Source organism: Lentisalinibacter orientalis (assembly GCF_040706535.1).
GTDB classification, from domain to species: domain Bacteria; phylum Pseudomonadota; class Gammaproteobacteria; order Steroidobacterales; family Woeseiaceae; genus Lentisalinibacter; species Lentisalinibacter orientalis.
Map to the genome: position 1 here is coordinate 155060 of NZ_JAPDRJ010000005.1, position 17010 is coordinate 172069.

Below are 17010 nucleotides of genomic sequence, written 5' to 3' on the forward strand. Positions count from 1 at the left end.
GAAGGTTAGACACTGCAGGGGGCAGCCGGTGAGCGTATTCGACCATCCCGAATTCGATCAGCACGAATCCATCCATCACTTCTGTGATCCCGACTCAGGGCTGGAGGCCATCATCGCCGTGCACTCGACGGCGCTGGGTCCCGCGGCCGGCGGCTGCCGCCGCTGGCAGTACGCGAGCGAAGCCGACGCGCTGACCGACGCGCTGCGGCTGTCCCGGGGCATGACCTACAAAAACGCCATCGCGGAACTGCCCTTCGGCGGCGGCAAATCCGTCATCCTGGCCAGTGACCGGGCGCCGAAGTCGCCGGAACTGTTCGCCGCCTTCGGCCGTTCCGTAGCCTCCCTGCACGGGCGCTACATCACCGCCGAAGACGTCGGCATCAGCGTGGAGGACATGCGCGCGGTGCGCACAGAGACCGAATTTGTCTCGGGCCTGCCCCAGAGCGGCGAGAGCGCCGGCGGCGATCCCTCGCCCTGGACGGCGCTGGGCCTTTACCTCGGCATCCGCGCCGCCGTGGAGACGAAACTGGGCGCCGACTCGCTGCAGGGCATCCGCGTGGCCGTGCAGGGCGTCGGCCACGTCGGCTGGCACCTGTGCCGGCTGCTCCACGAGGACGGCGCCGCGCTGATCGTGGCGGACGTCAACCGGCGCAACGCCGAGCGCGCCCGGGAGGAACTGGGCGCAACGGTGGTGCCGGTGGGCGAACTGCTGGCCACGGAGGCCGAGGTGCTGGCACCCTGTGCACTCGGCAACATACTTACCTCGGCCAGCATCCCGCGGTTGCGGGTGAAAATCGTGGCCGGCGGCGCGAACAACCAGCTCTCGACGGCCGGGGACGGCGCACGACTGGCGGCACGCGGCATCCTGTACGCGCCGGACTACGTCATCAACGCCGGCGGCGTGATCAGCGTGGCGCGGGAGTACCTGGGCGGCAGCTCGAGGGAAGAGGTACGCGCCGAGGTCAGCCGCATCCCGGACCGCCTGCGCGCCATCTTCGCCGAGGCGGAGGAGACCGGGCGGCCCACGAACGAGGTCGCCGACGAACTCGCCCGCCGCATCGTCGCCGGTGGCGGGGCGGCCGACCGGCCGGCGGAGGAGACAGCGCCTTCCGGCCGACAGATTTCATGAGTATCTCAGGGGGGATCCTCGACGCATGACCAAGAAGTCACGCCTGCACATTCCGCATCCTGCGGCACGTCCCGGCGAAGAGCCGGATTTCAGCTATCTGCAACTGGAGCCCGCCGGCGCCCACGCCCGGCCGCCCATCGACGCGCGCACCCGGGAGCTCGACGAGCTCAGCACGGGCCTGATCCGCGTGCTGGACGACGATCACAAGGCGGTGGGGCCCTGGGATCCGGACATCGATGCCGCCGAGCTGCAGCGGGCGCTGCGCTGGATGCTGCTCACCCGGGTCTTCGACGAGCGCATGTGGCAGGCCCAGCGCCAGGGGCGCATCTCCTTCTACGTGCAGTCCCTCGGCGAGGAGGCGGTCTCCATCGGCCAGGGCATGGCGCTCAGGCCGGGGGACATGTGCTTCCCCTCCTACCGCAGTCAGGCGCTGTTCCTGTACCGCGGCACGAAGCTGGTGGACCTCATGTCCCAGTGCCTGTCGAACACCCGTGACATGTGCAAGGGTCGGCAGATGCCCATCATGTATCACAGCCGGCACGGCAACATCTTCTCCGTTTCCGGCAACCTGGCCACCCAGTACCCGCACGCCGTGGGCTGGGCCATGGCGGCGGCCATCAAGGGCGAGGATCACGTGGCCACGAGCTGGCTCGGCGACGGCAGCACGGCCGAGGCCGACTTCCATCACGCGCTGACCTTCGCCGCCGTCTACCAGGCGCCGGTCATCCTGAACGTGGTGAACAACCAGTGGGCCATCTCCACCTTCCAGGGCTTCGCCGGCGGCGAGCGGCGGCCGTTCGCGGCGCGCGGCCTCGGCCTCGGCATACCCGGGATCCGGGTGGACGGCAACGACCTCCTGGCGGTGTATGCGGTCACGCTGTGGGCGGCGGAACGCGCCCGGCGCGGCGGCGGTCCCACCCTGATCGAGCACGTCACCTACCGCGGCGGCGCGCACTCCACCAGCGACGACCCCTCCAAGTACCGGCCGAAGGACGAATGGGCGGCCTTCCCGCTGGGCGACCCGATCGAGCGCCTGAAGGATCACCTGATCGCCATCGGCCACTGGTCGGAGGACAAGCACCAGGCATTGCGCGACGAGCTCAAGGAGGAAGTCTCCGCCGCCTGGAAGGAGGCACAGACCTACGGGACGATGACCGAAGGTCCCTGGCTGGATCCGTCGGAGATGTTCGACGACGTCTTCGCCGAGACGCCGCCGCATCTGGAGGCCCAGCGCCGGCAATTGCTCGAACTCGAGGAGGAGGACTGAGTCATGGCACAGATGACCATGGTGCAGGCCATCCGTTCGGCGATGGACGTGATGATGGAGAAGAACCCGGACGTCATCGTCATGGGCGAGGACGTCGGCTACTTCGGCGGCGTGTTCCGCTGCACGGACGGCCTGCAGAGAAAGTACGGCGAACACCGGGTGATCGACGCGCCCATCGCCGAGGGCGGCATCATCGGCGCGGCCATCGGCATGGCCGTGAACGGACTGAGGCCGGTGGCCGAGATCCAGTTCGCCGACTACATCTACCCCGGCTTCGACCAGGTGGTGAGCGAACTGGCCCGCATCCGCTACCGCACCGGCGGGGACTTCTCCGCGCCAGTGACCATCCGCACGCCCTGCGGCGGCGGCATCCGCGGCGGCCAGACCCACTCCCAGAGCCCGGAGGGCATCTTCACCCACGTGAGCGGCATCAAGACCGTGATGCCGTCGAACCCGTACGATGCCAAGGGCCTGCTGATCAGCGCCATCGAGTCGCCGGACCCGGTAGTCTTCTTCGAGCCGAAGCGCATCTACCACGGCCCCTTCGACGGCGACCCCGACAAGCCGGCGCTGTCCTGGTCCAATCACCCGAAAGGCGAGGTGCCCGAGGACTACTACACCGTGCCGCTGTCGAAGGCGGACATCGTGACCGCGGGCGAGGACCTCACCATCGTCACCTACGGCACCATCGTGCACGTGGCCCGGGCGGCGGCGAAACTCGCCGGCGTGAACGCGGAGATCATCGACGTGCGCACGCTGATGCCGCTGGACATCGACACCATCGCCGAGTCGGTGTGCAAGACGGGACGCTGCCTGATCGCCCACGAGGCCACCCGCTTCAGCGGCTACGGCGCAGAGCTGACGGCGAGCATCCAGGAAGCCTGCTTCTACTACCTGGAGGCGCCCATCGAGCGGGTGACGGGCTGGGATACGCCCTACCCCCACGCTTTCGAATGGAAATATTTCCCCGGCCAGAAGCGCGTGGCCGCCGGGATCCGCAAGGTGATGGAGGCAGGATGAGCGAATACATCTTCAAACTCCCCGACCTCGCGGAAGGCACCACCGAAGCCGAGATCGGCGAGTGGAACGTGAAGGTCGGCGACCAGGTGGCCGAGGACGACGTCGTCTGCACCATGATGACGGAGAAGGCCGCGGTGGAAGTCTCTTCCCCGGTGTCCGGCAAGGTGACGAAGGTCGCCGGCGAACCCGGCGACATGGTGCAGGTAGGCACGCCGCTGCTCGTCTTCGAGACGAAAGATGATGTAGGAGGGCCTTCAGGCCCGACCGACGACGAGGCGGAGAATGGAATCGGGGCTAAAGCCCCTCCTACAGGAGGTGCTTCAGACCAGGCCAGGGAACCCGAGGCCGCGCCGAAGCATGTAGGAGGGCCTTCAGGCCCGACCCAAAAACCCGGGTCACCCAAACGCGCCGGCAAAGGCAAAGTCATCACCTCCCCCGCCATCCGCCGCCGCGCGAAGGAAGCCGGCATCGACCTCACAGACGTGGAAGGCTCCGGCCCCCGCGGCCGCATCCTGCGCGAGGACTTCGACCGCTATGTCGAGCAGCGCTCGGCCGGCGGCCCGTCGCCCTCCCCGCGCCGCGCCACGGGCGCCACCGAGGTGAAGATCATCGGCCTGCGCCGGGTCATCGCCGAGCGCATGGCGAAGGCGAAGCAGGAGATACCCCACTTCGCCTACGTCGAGGAGATCGACGTCACCGAACTCGAGGCGTTGCGCAAACACCTGAACGGGAAGAAGTCCGACCCGGCCGAGCGACTCACGCTGCTGCCGTTCATCGGCCTGGCACTCATCCGCGCGCTGGCCGATTTCCCCCAGTGCAATACCACCCACGATGCCGAGCGCAAGCTGCTGCTGCGCCACAACCCGGTGCATCTGGGCGTCGCCACCCAGACGCCGGACGGCCTCAAGGTGCCGGTGGTGCGCCACGCCGAGGCCCGCGACCTGGACGATCTCGCCGGCGAGATCCGGCGGGTCACCGAGGCGGCCAGGGACAAGAGCGCGAAACCGGACGAGCTGAAAGGCTCGACCATCACTATCACCAGCCTCGGCAAGCTGGGCGGCATCGTCTCCACGCCGGTCATCAATCAGCCGGAGGTGGCCATCATCGGCGTGAACAAGGCGGTGCAGCGACCGGTGATCGTCGACGGCCAGGTGACGGCGCGGCTCATGATGAACCTGTCGTCCTCCTTCGATCACCGCTTCGTGGACGGCTACGACGCGGCCGCCATGATCCAGTGCATGAAGGAACTGCTGGAGCACCCGGCGACCCTGTTCATCTGAGGCGCGTCAGCTGACGCGCGAGGGCCGGCGTGTCGCAGCCGCGGCCGGGGCCGCCGCTGCCGGCTACTCGCCAGCCGCGAGGCCGCCTTCGAACAGCCGCGCGATCTCCTCGTCCGGATAGCCGAGTTCGCCCAGCACCTCGGCGGTATGCTGACCCTGGCGCGGCACGTCGTGGTGCAGGCCGAAACGCTCGCCCGCCATCTCCAGCGGCAGCGCCGGCAGCTTCGCGGTCTCGCCGGCATGCTCGCCGCCGGGCACCGTGACCTCCACCAGGCCGTCGCCGGCATTGAGGTGCGGGTCGTCGAACATCTCCTCCGGCTTCGCGATGGGGGCGAACGGCAGGCCCGTCTGCTCGAGCCTTTCCATCAGCTCGGCCTTGGTGTAGCGGCGGAACGTCTCCCTGATGACCGGGATGATGCGGTCGCGCTGCCGCACCCGGTCGCCGTTCGCCGCCAGGGTCTCGTCGTTCGCGAATTCCGTCAGGCCGAACGCCTCGCAGAACAGGCGCCACTGGGTGTCGCTCACGACGCCGACGAACACCTGCTCGTCATCGCCGGTATCGAACACCTCGTAAACCGCCCAGGCGGAGATGCGCGCCGGCATCGGCGCCGCCGGCGTGCCCGTGACCGCGTACTGGGCCATGTGCTGGCCCACCAGGAACACCGTGTTCTCGAACAGCGAGCTGACCACCTTCTGCCCCTCGCCGGTGCGATGGCGCTGCTCCAGCGCGGCCAGCACGCCCATGGCGCCGAACATGCCGCCCTGCACGTCGATGACGCTCGCCCCGGCCCGCAGCGGGCGCCCCGGCGGCCCGGTCATGTAGGCGAGACCGCCCATCATCTGCGCCACCTCGTCCAGCGCCGTGCGGTGCTCGTAGGGCCCGGCCAGGAAGCCTTTTTCGGAACAATAGATCAGGCGGGGGTTCAGCGCGTGCATCGCCTCCCAGCCGAAGCCCAGCTTGTCCATGGCGCCCGGCCGGAAGTTCTCGATGAGCACGTCCGCCGACTCCGCCAGCTTCAGCGCCGCCGCCTTGCCCTCGGCGGACTTCAGATCCAGGCAGATCGAGCGCTTGTTGCGGTTGTACATCGGGAAGTAGCCTGCGCCGGAGCCGAGCAGCCGCCGGGTGTTGTCGCCTTTCACCGGCTCGATCTTGATGACATCTGCGCCCATGTCCGCCAGCAGCAGCCCGCAGGCGGGCCCCATCACCATGTGGGTGAACTCGACCACCCTGATGCCGGCCAGCGGCAGGTCTTCCCGGTTACGCGTCATCGTTGTCCTCTTGCAGGTAGGAGGGCCTTCAGGCCCGATTCCCGAATCCGGCTGGCGAATCGAGCAGGCGAATCGGGGCTGAAGCCCCTCCTACGAAATCCCGAGCCGTCGAGGGTTGGGGACGTTAGCGTAGGATAGTATGGTTGTCATCCGCACGTCAGCCGAGTAACGGAGACCATGAGCACGAACACTACCCGCATCCTGGTGAGCGAGGTCGGACCGCGGGACGGCCTGCAGAGCATCGAGACCATCATGCCCACCGAGGCGAAGAAGGCCTGGATCGCTGCCGAGGCGGAAGCCGGCGTGCGCGAGATCGAGGTGGGCTCGTTCGTGCCGCCGAAGCTCCTGCCCCAGCTGGCCGACACGGCGGAGATCGTCCGCTACGCCCGCACCCTGCCCGGCCTCACGGTGGCCGCCCTGGTGCCGAACCTCAGGGGCGCGCAGGACGCCATCGCCGCCGGCGCCCACAAGATCACGCTGCCGCTGTCGGTCAGCGAGACCCACAGCAAGGCGAACCTGCGCAAGACCCACGCCGAGGTGCTGGAAGAGGTGCGCGCCATCGTCCAGCTGCTGGGCACCCTGCCGGCCGACGAGCGCCCCGAGTTCGAGGGCGGGCTGTCCACCGCGTTCGGCTGCACGCTGGAGGGACCGGTGGACGAGCGCAGGGTCGTGGAGCTTGCCGTCAGGCTGATGGAACTCGGCTGCGACGAGGTGGGCTTGTCGGACACCACCGGTTACGCGAATCCGGCCCAGCTGCAGCGGCTGGTGAAGCTGGTGCGCGCCGAGGTGGGCGACGACGCTCTCACCGGCGTGCATCTGCACAATACCCGCGGGCTGGGGCTGGCGAACGCGCTGGCGGCCCTGGACGTCGGCATCACCACCCTCGATGCGTCGCTGGGCGGCATCGGCGGCTGCCCCTTCGCGCCGGGCGCCAGCGGCAACATCGTCACCGAGGACCTGGTGTTCATGCTCGACAGCATGGGTTACGACACCGGCATCGACATCGAGAAGCTGCTCCGGGTGCGCGACATCGTGCGCGAGGCACTGCCCGACGAGGAACTCTACGGCTTCACCCCCGACGCCGGCCTGCCGAAAGGCTACCGGGCGCCGTGGGGCCTGCCCTCCGCCGCGTGAACGAGAAGACCGAAAAGAAGGAAGCACAGGAGCGGCAACGCCTGCGCTCGCCGCTCATCTACGAGATCGTCCGCCGCGAGGGCATCGAGGAACTGCGCCGGCCCACCTCCTCCCTCTGGTGGTCCGGGCTCGCGGCCGGCGTCGGCATCTCCGCGTCGCTACTGGGTACCGGACTGCTCTTCCATTATCTGCCCGCGGCCGACTGGGCACAGGCGGTCACGAGTTTCGGTTACTGCCTGGGCTTCCTCATCGTCGTCCTCGGTCGCCTGCAGCTGTTCACGGAGCAGACGGTCACGGCGGTGTTGCCGCTGCTGAAGAACCCGAAACGGGAAAACTGGATCGGGCTCGGCCGCCTGTGGGGCGTCGTCCTGATCGCGAATCTGACCGGCACTTTCCTGACCGCGGCCTTCGTCGTGGCCGCAGGACCGGTGCATCCTGAGCATCTCGAAGCCATGCTCGAGGTGAGCCGGAAGTTCGCCCTGATGGCTCCCGGCGAGGCGATAGGCCTGGGCATCCCCGCCGGCTTCCTGGTGGCCGCCATGGTCTGGATGATCCCCAACGCCAAGGGCAGCGAGTTCTGGGTGGTGATCGCGATGACCTATCTCATCGCACTGGGCGGGTTCGCCCACGTCATCGTCGGCTCCTCCGAGGTATTCCTGCTGCAGCTCTCCGGCGAGCTCGGGATCGTCGAGGGCGTGTTCGGCCTGATCCTGCCCAGCCTGCTCGGCAACATTCTCGGCGGCACGGGACTCTTCGCACTGCTCGCCTACGGCCAGGTGCAGGAGGAGTTCTGAATGGCCATCCGGCCGATCCTGCGGATGGGCGATCCCCGACTGCGCCAGGTCTCCCGGCCCGTCGAAGCCTTCGACACGCCCGAGCTGCACGACCTGATCGCGGACATGTTCGACACCATGGCCGACGCCGACGGCGCCGGGCTCGCCGCGCCCCAGATCGCCGTGCCGCTGCGGGTCATGATCTTCGGCGTGGAATCGAACCCGCGTTACCCGGACGCCGAACCGGTGCCCACGACCGTGCTGGTGAACGCCAGCTACGAAGTGCTGGACGACTCGCAGGTGAGCGGCTGGGAGGGCTGCCTGTCCGTGCCCGGCCTGCGCGGCTGGGTGCCCCGCTACCGGCGCATCCGTTACCGGGGCTTCGACCCGTACGGCGAGCCGGTCGAGCGCGAGGCCGACGGCTTCCACGCCGTGGTCTTCCAGCACGAGTACGACCACCTGGACGGTATCCTCTATCCGGACCGCATCGTCGAGAAAGAGAAATTCGGCTTCGAGCGGGAACTGATCGAAGCCGGCGTCTTCGATTAGCGGGCGGTGTGGATGGTGGTGATGGGTGGATTTGAACCACCGACCTCAGCATTATGAGTGCCGCGCTCTGACCAACTGAGCTACATCACCACGGCAGGGGACCCCCGGGTCGGGGGCGTGAATTGTCGACCGCGGGGCCCGCGGAGTCAAGCGCCGCTGCCGGGTCCTCGCTGCCGGTATAATCCCGGACCTTCTTCGCTCCAGACCGCCTCCCCGATGTTCGAGAACGCCGAGATACCGCTGGAATCCCTGCCCTCCGTGGAGGAGGTGAGCTGGCAGCCAATCGCACGCAGCTACCTGGCGGAACTCATCGCCGGGCACGTCGTCGGCCTCGGCATCGCGCTCCTCGTGGCGTTTGGCGGCACAGCCCTCGGCATCATCGATGCGCCCGGCTCCGTGCCGAAGGGCGTTGCGCTCTATGCCGCCGTCCATATGCTCGTGGTCGCCGTCTGGTCGCCGCTGTCGGTCCGGCACCGGGGCTACGCATTGCGCGAGCACGACCTCCTGTATCGGGTCGGCGTGCTGCGCCGCAAGCTCATCGCGATTCCGTTCAACCGCATCCAGCACGTCGAGACCACCAGCGGCGTCACCGAGCGTCTGTTCGGCCTGGCCACGCTCGTGGTCTACACCGCCGGCGGCAGCGGCGGCGATCTCAAGATCCGCGGGCTGGAGACCGACCAGGCACACCGGCTGCGGGAACACATCCTGCGCCGTGCCGGGCAGGCCGATGAGTCCGGCTGAGGCGCACGGCTGGCAGCGGGCCTCGCCCCTTTCAGTGCTGTTCTATGTCGGCCAGATACTGCGCGGCGTAGCCCGCAACCTGTTCCAGGCCGTCGTGCCCGCCACCGCAGTGGTGATCAGCACGGGCTGGACCACCCAGGATCGGCTCTACGGTCTGGCCGGCGCCCTCCTCGCCGTGCTGATCCTGGTGGCCGTCGGGCGCTGGCTGCGGTTCCGTTTCCGCATCGACGAAGAAGGCATCCGCATCCGCCAGGGCATATTCCAGCGCGAGGAACTCGATATCGGTTACGACCGCATCCAGGGCATCAACACCACGCAGAACCCGATCTACCGGCTGTTCGGCCTGGTGGACCTGAAGCTCGACACCGCAGGCTCGGCGACGGCCGAGGGCCACCTGCCCGCCATCCCGGCCGACCTGGGCGACCGGCTGCGGGGCCGCATCCGGCGCCGCAAGAACGAGAGCGCGGATAGAGTGGCCGGCGCGGAGGAAGCGAACTCGGAGGAAGGCGAGACCCTGCTGGCGCTGTCCCCCGGCGACATGGTCCGGATCGGCCTTACGAGCAACGGAGCGCTGATCCTGCTCGCCGTGCTGGCGCCTCTCGCCGATGAGCTCGCCGAACGCGCCGGCCCCTGGCTCGAGCGCACGTTCGGGCCCGTCGCCGAGATGCTGCAGGACCTGCCCGCCGGTGCAGCCGCATTCGTTGCCGTCGCCAGCATCCTGGCCGCGGCCATGGTCCTGATGGGTATCTCGGTTCTGGGCGCCTTCCTGCGCCATCACGGCTACACGCTCGGCACCGACGGCGAGGTCATCCGCTCCCGCGGCGGACTGCTCACCACCCACGAGCACTCCATGGGGCTCGGCAAGCTGCAGGTGCTGCGCATCGGCCAGGGACCGCTGCTGCGGCTGTTCGGCGCCTTCCGCATGGTCGCCAAGCAGGCCGCCAGCCACGCAGTCAACACGCGCAAGAGCTTCCTGATCCCGCTGGCATCGCCGTCGTTCGTCCAGCGCGCGCCGGCCGTGTTCTTCGGCGACGAAGGCCGCGAGCTCGATCTGCGCATGGACGGCAACGGCTTCCACCCGATCTCGCGGCGCTACGTCCGCTCGCGGACGCTGCTGTTCGGCGCGATCGGCGCCGTGACCGGACTGGCGCTGCTGGCGATCAACGTCCCGTTGGCCGTCGCCGCCGTCATCGCCCTGCTCGTACCCGCAGGCGCCTGGCCCTTGATCCGGCGTCGATACGCACGCTGGGGCCTCGCGCTCACCGCGGATGCCGCCGTGGTGCGCCAGGGCTTCGTTGGCTCTACGCTGCAGGCGTTCCTGTTGCGCAAGGTGCAGCGGGTGGACGTGGTGCAGTCGCCGTTCCAGCGCCGCCACGGCCTGGTCACGCTGCAGTTCGTGCTGGCGGCGGAGACGGTAACCGTGCCCTGGATCGACGAGACCGTGGCGCTGCGCCTCTGCGACCGGGTGCTCTACCGGGTGGAATCCAGCCGCCTGGCCTGGCTGTAGGAGGGCCTTCAGGCCCGATCAGAGAATCAATCGGGCCTGCAGGCCCTCCTAGTGTGGATCTTGGACGATGATGATGACGCGCGCCACCAGCCGAATTCCCGCTTGGACCTGCCTGTCGATGACGCTGGCACTCTGCACCGGAGGATGCGCCGTCGGGCCGGACCCGACCGGCAATTGGGTCTCGGCGGAAAGCGAAACTCCCCGCACCCTCGTGCTCGAGAACCGGAGGCTCCGGGGTACCTGGGGACGCGCGTCCGAAGAGGGTCGCTACCCGAGCGGCAGCTACGACCTCGCGCGCGTCGGCACGAACCGCTACACCGGCACCGCCCGCGCGACCTGGCAGTGCTGGTACTACGAACGCGGTTATCGCCGCGAGAACGCGTGCGAGGCCGAGTATCCGATCGAACTGACCCAGACGGACCGCAACCGCATCGAGGGTCGTCTCTTCATGCCGAGCCTCGATGCGCAGCTTACCGACGAGGAACGCGCCCGTGCCTGCGACGCCTGTGACGGCAACCGGGAGAGCGTCTGGCAGGGGTTCCTGTGGCTGCGTGAGGAACCTTCGTCCGGACCGTCGTCGTAACGCCCCTCAGACGTTGAACCGGAAGTGCATCACGTCGCCCTCCCTGACGACGTAGTCCTTGCCTTCCAGACGGAGTTTGCCGGCCTCCCGGGCCCCCGCCTCGCCGTTCTTCGCCACGTAGTCGTCGTAGGCGATGACCTCCGCGCGGATGAAGCCCTTCTCGAAGTCCGTGTGGATCTCGCCGGCGGCCTGGGGTGCCGTGGCGCCGACGCGCACCGTCCAGGCCCGCACCTCTTTCGGCCCGGCGGTGAAGAAGGTCTGCAATCCCAGCAGCCGGTAGCCCGCCCGGATCACCCGGTTCAGACCCGGTTCCTCGAGGCCCAGGTCCGCGAGAAACTCCGCCTTCTCGTCCTCGTCGAGCTGGGCGATCTCCGCCTCGATGGCCGCGCACACCGCCACCACCTCGGCACCCTCGGACGCAGCCAGTTCCCTGAGCGCGTCCAGGTAGGGATTGTTCTCGAAGCCGTCTTCGTTGACGTTGGCGATGTACATCACCGGCTTGCCCGTCAGCAGGAAGAGCTCCCGCAGATCCGCGCGCTCGTTGTCGTCCAGCTCGAGGGTGCGCAGGGGTGCGCCGGTATCCAGGTGCGCCTTCACCCGCTTCAGTAGATCCCGCCAGGCCACGGCCTTCTTCTCGTTGGTCTTGGCCGCGCGCTCGGCCTTGTCCAGCGCCTTCTCCACCGACTCCAGGTCCGCCAGCGCCAGCTCGGTGTTGATGACCTCGGCATCGCCCACCGGGTCCACCCGGCCCGCCACATGGGTGACGTCGTCGTTCTCGAAGCAGCGCACCACGTGCGCGATGGCGTGGGTCTCGCGAATGTTGGCCAGGAACTTGTTGCCGAGGCCCTCGCCCTTGGAGGCACCCGCCACCAGGCCGGCGATGTCGACGAACTCCATCGTGGTGGGGATCACCTTCTCGGGACGGACAATAGCCGCCAGCCGCTCCAGCCGGGGATCCGGCACGGGCACCACGCCCACGTTGGGGTCGATGGTGCAGAAAGGATAGTTCTCCGCCGCGATCTCCGCCGCGGTGAGTGCATTGAATAGCGTGGACTTGCCCACGTTGGGCAGTCCCACGATGCCGCATCTGATTGCCATGGTCCGGGTCCGTGCGCCCGCGCCGGCAGCGGGGCTCTGTATAATCGAATTAACTCAAGGGGCGTCCGACAGGGCGCGTATCCTAACAAGAATGCCCGGCCCGCATAAGGCGCCGAATCCCCCCGGAGGACCAATGGTCAAGCTCTACCAGTTCGAGGTCTCGCCGTTCTGCGAGAAGGTCAAACGGGTGATGAACCTGAAGAAGATCTCCTACGAGATCGTCGAGGTGCCGATGCTCGCCTTCCTGTTCGGCAAGGCGAAGGCCGTCTCGTCCACCAACAAGCTGCCGGCCATCGAGGACGGCGGCGTGCGCCTGGCGGATTCCACCGACATCGTCGAGTACCTGGAGGAGAAGTACCCGGAGCCGCACGTCTACCCCATCGTCCCGGCCGAGGCGGCCATGTGCCACGTACTGGAGGACTGGGCGGACGAATCCCTGTACTTCTACGAGTTCTACCTCCGCTTCGCGGTGCCGGAGAACGCCCGGCGCTGGGCGCCGGAACTGCTGAAGTATGACCCCGAGTGGTTCCGGAAACTGGGACCCAGGATCATCCCGCGCGCGGCGCTGAAGGCGACCCGGGCCCAGGGCATCGGCCGCAAGTCGCCGGAGACCATCGCGAAGGACCTGAATCGCCACGTCGACGCCATCGACGGCCTGCTCGGCGATCGGAAGTGGCTGGTGGGCAAGTCCCTCAGCATCGCGGACATCTCGGTGTTCGTGATGCTGCACTGCCTGCAGGGCGTGCCCGAGGGCGAGGCGGCGCTGGCGCGGAAGAAGGACGTGCGCCGCTGGATGCAACGGGTGGACGAAGCCACCATGGCGCCGGTGCTCTAGACCACGGAGGAAGACCATGTTCAGAGACGACCTGCTGAAGGGCAAGCGCATCCTGGTGACCGGCGGCGGTACCGGGCTCGGCAAGGTGATGACCGAGCAGTACCTCCGGCTCGGCGCCGAACTCTACATCTGCGGCCGACGCCAGTCCGTGCTGGACGAGACGGCCGGCGAACTGACGGAGAAGCACGGCGGCCGGGTGAACACGCGCACCCTGGACATCCGCAACGCCCAGGCGGTGGACGAGGTGATCGACGGCATCTTCGCCGAGGGCCCGCTGGACGGCCTGGTGAACAACGCCGCCGGCAACTTCGTCAGCCCGACCAAGGATCTCTCGCCGCGGGGTTTCGACGCCATCGCCAGCATTGTCTTCCACGGCACCTTCTACGTGACCCACGCGGTGGGCCGGCGCTGGATCGAACGGGGTCACAAGGGCAGCGTCATCTCCATCACCACCACCTGGGTGCGCAACGGCTCGGCCTTCGTCGTGCCCTCGGCCATGTCCAAGTCCGGCATCGATGCCATGACCAAGTCGCTGGCCACCGAATGGGGCCGCTACGGCATCCGCCTGAACTGCATCGCGCCGGGGCCGTTCCCGACCAAGGGCGCGTGGGAGCGGCTGAACCCGGGCTCGAAAGCCGCGGAGAAACAGGACTCGATGGAGCGATCCAACCCCTGGGGACGTTACGGGGAGATGCCGGAGCTGGCCAACCTCGCCACCTTCCTCATGGCGGACGGCTGCGACTACCTCACCGGCGAAACCATCGCCATCGACGGCGCCCAGGGACTCGCCACCGGCGGCAACTTCTACTCCCAGCTGATCGACGTCACCGACGACGAATGGGACGAGATGCGCGAGGAGATCCGCAAGGCGAACGAGCGGGACAAGGCGGCGCGCAATGGGTAACGTCCGGCTGTGCCGACTGGCGGCGATAATTGTCCTGCTCTGCCTGCCGCTGCCGCCTGTTCAGGCCGCCGACATCGGTCTCTCCCGCTGGCGAGCAGTCGAGCCCATCCCGTCGCCGGCGGGCGATGGCAGCGCCCAGCCCCATCTCGCCGTGGCACCGGACGGCACGGTGCTACTGAGCTGGCTCGAGCCGAAGGGCGACGTTCATGCGTTGCGCTACTCGCGGCTAGAAGGCGAGACCTGGAGCGAGCCGGTGGAGATCGCGCGCGGCACGGATTGGTTCGTAAACTGGGCCGACTTCCCGTCGGTCGTGCCCATCACCGACGAAATTTGGGCCGCCCACTGGCTCGCGAGATCCGCCGACTCCGCCTACGCTTACGATGTGATGCTGACGGTGTCCGACGACGCCGGCGAAACCTGGTCGAAACCCTTCCGGCCTCATACCGACGGCACACCCACCGAGCACGGCTTCGTAACCCTGTTTCCCTGGCAGGATGCCGTCGGCGTGGTCTGGCTGGACGGACGCAACATGACCGGCGGCCACGGCGGCCATGGCGGCGGCGGCATGACGCTGCGCTCGGCACTGGTGTCGCCAGAGGGCGAGCTGCTTGCGGGGAAACTGGTGGACGGGCTGGTCTGCGACTGCTGCCAGACCGATGCGGTGGTGACCGAAGACGGCCCGCTGGTCGTCTACCGCAACCGTACCGAAGACGAGATCCGCGACATCCAGACCGTCCGCGCCGGCGACGACGGCTGGGGGGAACCCGTGGCAGTCCACGACGACGGCTGGAAGATCGCCGGTTGCCCGGTTAACGGCCCGGCCATATCCACTGACGGTCGGCAGATCGATGTCGCCTGGTACACGGCAGCCGACGAGCCGGCGGTCCGATTCGCTCGCTCCCACGATGGCGGTGAAACGTACTCTGAACCGCTGCACGTCGATCTCGCGCCCCGCCCGACCTGGGGCCGCGTCGATGTGGTGACGCTCGAGGATGGCAGCTCGGTCGTGAGCTATGTCGATCACACAGCTCCCGGCCGAGGGCATGTGATGCTGCGCGAGATCACCGCCGCGGGTGAGCTCGCGCCAGACGCGAGTTTTCTCTCCGGAGACGAACCCGCGCGACAAGTCGGCTTTCCCCAGATAGCGCGTGACGACAACGACCTGATCGTGGCATGGACGTCTGCGGAAGGCGAGGACACACACCGCGTCCACACCGTCCGCGTAACTCCGAACAGGTAGGAGGGCCTTCAGGCCCGATTCGCCAAGACAATCGGGCCTGAAGGCCCTCCTACGAGGACGGCGCTTTCTTCTTGCGCTTCCTTTTCTTCTTCGCGGCCGGCGGTGCCTCCGCCGCGGCCTTAAGTTCGCCCAGCGACTGGCGCAGGCATTCCACGAAGAAATCGATGTCCGGCAGGATGTGGCGGGTTGAGGTCACGTTGAAGGTGATCTCACCGTTGTAGCTGGGCGTGCCGATGAACAGCCCCATGCCGTCCGCCAGCGGCGCCATGCCGAACGAGTGCAGGTTCAGGGCGCCGGCCATGTACAGCGGCTGCTGCGGGCCCGGCACGTTGGAGATGAACAGGTTGCACACGCGCTGGGCGGCGCCGGCACGCAGCACGAGGCGGCCGGCCAGGGCCTGGGTGGCGGCCGGGATGTGCCGGGAGATGTCGGTCATGAGCCGGGCGGAAATCCCCGACTTGGCCTCCTTGCTCTGCCGGGTGCCCGCCGTGATGGCGGTGAGACGGGCCAGCGGGTCGGCCACGTGGGTGTGCAGGCTCGCGGTCATCGCCGTGATGCGATTGCCGGAGGCTTCCACGTCCACGCCGGTACTCTTGCCCGGGCGCGCGTTGATGGGCACCCAGGCCACCAGCGGGTCCTCGGGCAGCTCACCGTGGTGCTCCAGATAGCGGCGCAGACCGCCGGCGCAGACGGCCATCACCACGTCGTTGATGGTGGCGTTCTCCACCGCCTTGCGGATCTGCTTGAGATCGTCGAGCGCGAAGATGGCGGCATCGAACATCTTGTGCGGGCCCACCGGCACGTTGAAGCGGGTGAACGGCACGCGCTTGCTCGTTCCGTCGTCGCGGCGAAGCGCCTTCTGCGCGAGGCCGGCCAGCGCCGGCACGGAGCGCACCACCGTGTTGGCCAGCTGGAACGGCTCGCGCACGTTGTTCACCAGGGCACGGCCGACCATCTCCCGCGGGGTCGGCTCCGCCGCCGGCTCCTCTTCCCGCTTGGGCACCACCAGCGCGGGCGTGCCCAACGCATCCACATCCGACATGGCCGCGTAGAAGCGGATGACGGCGGCGCCGTCCACGGCCGTGTGATGGAGCTTGGTCGCGATGGCGTACGCGCCCTCGGGAAAGCCTTCGATCCGGTCCAGGCCCTCGATGACGTACATCTCCCAGGGCGGACGCTGCATGGCCAGCGGCCGGGAGTGATAGCGGGCCACGTGGATGCAGAACTGGCGCCAGTCTCCCGGCTCCGGCAGCCGCCCGTGGGTGATGTGGTATTCGATGTCGAAGTACTCGTCGTCCGCCCAGTAGGGGAAGTCCAGCTCAAGCGGCACGCGCACGAGCCGCCGCCGGAAGATCGGCGAGGTGTGCAGCCGGCTCTCCACGTGGGCGATGATGTCCTTGAAGCGCACCTTGCCGCCCGGCGCGGTCGAGGGGTCGAAGACGTGCACACCCGTGACGTGGGTGAAGTTGTTCGCCGATTCCATGTACAGGAACTGGGCATCCTGGGGGCTGAGCTGGTGCATGATCGCTACCTGGCGGCTGTGCGGGAATATGCCGCAGTTTACCGCTACGGGGCGCCCATGGCAGCGGCTGGCGGCGCGGCGACGGCCTGCGGGCCTGCATGCGGCGCCGATCTGCGGTAACTTTGGGGGTTCGGGCCGCCCCACGGCACCGGACAGGAC

At 68.1% G+C, this 17010-nt stretch carries 16 protein-coding genes and 1 tRNA gene; 13 read left to right on the forward strand and 4 right to left on the reverse strand.

Annotated features, from left to right (window positions below; genetic code table 11):
* Positions 1-28: 28 nt before the first annotated feature.
* From ACJMK0_RS16475 to ACJMK0_RS16490, 4 genes are read left to right on the forward strand one after another with little or no spacing between them, the layout of a single operon-like run.
* The gene (locus tag ACJMK0_RS16475; RefSeq protein WP_405239944.1) at positions 29-1129 is read left to right on the forward strand and encodes a Leu/Phe/Val dehydrogenase; all 1101 of its coding nucleotides are present in this window, start codon (positions 29-31) and stop codon (positions 1127-1129) included.
* 25 nt (positions 1130-1154) lie between these two features.
* Positions 1155-2396 (forward strand): thiamine pyrophosphate-dependent enzyme, encoded by a 1242-nt coding sequence (locus ACJMK0_RS16480; RefSeq protein WP_405239946.1) that lies wholly within the window; start codon positions 1155-1157, stop codon positions 2394-2396.
* A 3-nt stretch (positions 2397-2399) separates the two neighbouring features.
* Entirely contained in the window at positions 2400-3416 is a 1017-nt protein-coding gene (locus tag ACJMK0_RS16485) for an alpha-ketoacid dehydrogenase subunit beta (protein ID WP_405239948.1), read from the forward strand.
* Entirely contained in the window at positions 3413-4696 is a 1284-nt protein-coding gene (locus tag ACJMK0_RS16490) for a dihydrolipoamide acetyltransferase family protein (RefSeq protein ID WP_405239950.1), read from the forward strand. The genes ACJMK0_RS16485 and ACJMK0_RS16490 overlap by 4 nt, the downstream gene beginning before the upstream one ends.
* A gap of 63 nt (positions 4697-4759) precedes the next feature.
* On the opposite strand, the gene ACJMK0_RS16495 is transcribed toward ACJMK0_RS16490, so the two are convergent.
* Positions 4760-5965: a CaiB/BaiF CoA transferase family protein gene (locus tag ACJMK0_RS16495; RefSeq protein WP_405239952.1), complete on the reverse strand. Its 1206-nt coding sequence runs from the start codon at positions 5963-5965 to the stop codon at positions 4760-4762.
* 177 nt (positions 5966-6142) lie between these two features.
* Here ACJMK0_RS16495 and ACJMK0_RS16500 point away from each other — a divergent pair, with 177 nt between their 5' ends.
* From ACJMK0_RS16500 to def, 3 genes are read left to right on the forward strand one after another with little or no spacing between them, the layout of a single operon-like run.
* Entirely contained in the window at positions 6143-7099 is a 957-nt protein-coding gene (locus ACJMK0_RS16500; RefSeq protein ID WP_405239954.1) for a hydroxymethylglutaryl-CoA lyase, read from the forward strand.
* Positions 7075-7893 (forward strand): formate/nitrite transporter family protein, encoded by an 819-nt coding sequence (locus tag ACJMK0_RS16505; protein WP_405239956.1) that lies wholly within the window; start codon positions 7075-7077, stop codon positions 7891-7893. Before ACJMK0_RS16500 ends, ACJMK0_RS16505 begins: the two co-directional genes overlap by 25 nt.
* On the forward strand, positions 7894-8421 hold the full coding sequence (gene def, locus ACJMK0_RS16510; protein ID WP_405239958.1) for a peptide deformylase: 528 nt from the start codon (positions 7894-7896) through the stop codon (positions 8419-8421). It abuts the gene before it with no gap.
* Between the two features lie 13 nt (positions 8422-8434).
* On the opposite strand, the gene ACJMK0_RS16515 is transcribed toward def, so the two are convergent.
* A tRNA-Met gene (locus tag ACJMK0_RS16515) sits at positions 8435-8511 on the reverse strand.
* Between the two features lie 126 nt (positions 8512-8637).
* On the opposite strand from ACJMK0_RS16515, the gene ACJMK0_RS16520 reads away from it, so the two are divergent.
* From ACJMK0_RS16520 to ACJMK0_RS16530, 3 genes are all read left to right on the forward strand, one after another.
* Positions 8638-9162, forward strand: a complete 525-nt coding sequence (locus tag ACJMK0_RS16520) for a PH domain-containing protein (protein ID WP_405239960.1) — start codon at positions 8638-8640, stop codon at positions 9160-9162.
* Entirely contained in the window at positions 9149-10669 is a 1521-nt protein-coding gene (locus ACJMK0_RS16525; RefSeq protein WP_405239961.1) for a PH domain-containing protein, read from the forward strand. Before ACJMK0_RS16520 ends, ACJMK0_RS16525 begins: the two co-directional genes overlap by 14 nt.
* Before the next feature lie 67 nt (positions 10670-10736).
* A complete protein-coding gene (locus tag ACJMK0_RS16530; RefSeq protein ID WP_405239963.1) occupies positions 10737-11252 on the forward strand; it encodes a hypothetical protein in 516 nt (171 codons plus the stop codon).
* A 6-nt stretch (positions 11253-11258) separates the two neighbouring features.
* On the opposite strand, the gene ychF is transcribed toward ACJMK0_RS16530, so the two are convergent.
* Positions 11259-12350 (reverse strand): redox-regulated ATPase YchF, encoded by a 1092-nt coding sequence (ychF, locus tag ACJMK0_RS16535; RefSeq protein WP_405239964.1) that lies wholly within the window; start codon positions 12348-12350, stop codon positions 11259-11261.
* A 133-nt stretch (positions 12351-12483) separates the two neighbouring features.
* Between ychF and ACJMK0_RS16540 the strand changes: the two genes are divergently transcribed.
* Genes ACJMK0_RS16540 through ACJMK0_RS16550 form a run of 3 tightly spaced genes read left to right on the forward strand, consistent with a single transcriptional unit; the run spans position 12484 to position 15329 of the window.
* Positions 12484-13185, forward strand: coding sequence for a glutathione S-transferase family protein (locus tag ACJMK0_RS16540; protein ID WP_405239966.1), 702 nt, complete (start codon positions 12484-12486; stop codon positions 13183-13185).
* Between the two features lie 16 nt (positions 13186-13201).
* Positions 13202-14089 (forward strand): SDR family oxidoreductase, encoded by an 888-nt coding sequence (locus ACJMK0_RS16545; RefSeq protein WP_405239967.1) that lies wholly within the window; start codon positions 13202-13204, stop codon positions 14087-14089.
* The gene (locus ACJMK0_RS16550; RefSeq protein ID WP_405239969.1) at positions 14082-15329 is read left to right on the forward strand and encodes a sialidase family protein; all 1248 of its coding nucleotides are present in this window, start codon (positions 14082-14084) and stop codon (positions 15327-15329) included. Before ACJMK0_RS16545 ends, ACJMK0_RS16550 begins: the two co-directional genes overlap by 8 nt.
* A gap of 49 nt (positions 15330-15378) precedes the next feature.
* Here ACJMK0_RS16550 and ACJMK0_RS16555 read toward each other — a convergent pair whose 3' ends face one another.
* Positions 15379-16851: a WS/DGAT/MGAT family O-acyltransferase gene (locus tag ACJMK0_RS16555; protein ID WP_405239971.1), complete on the reverse strand. Its 1473-nt coding sequence runs from the start codon at positions 16849-16851 to the stop codon at positions 15379-15381.
* Between the last annotated feature and the right edge of the window lie 159 nt (positions 16852-17010).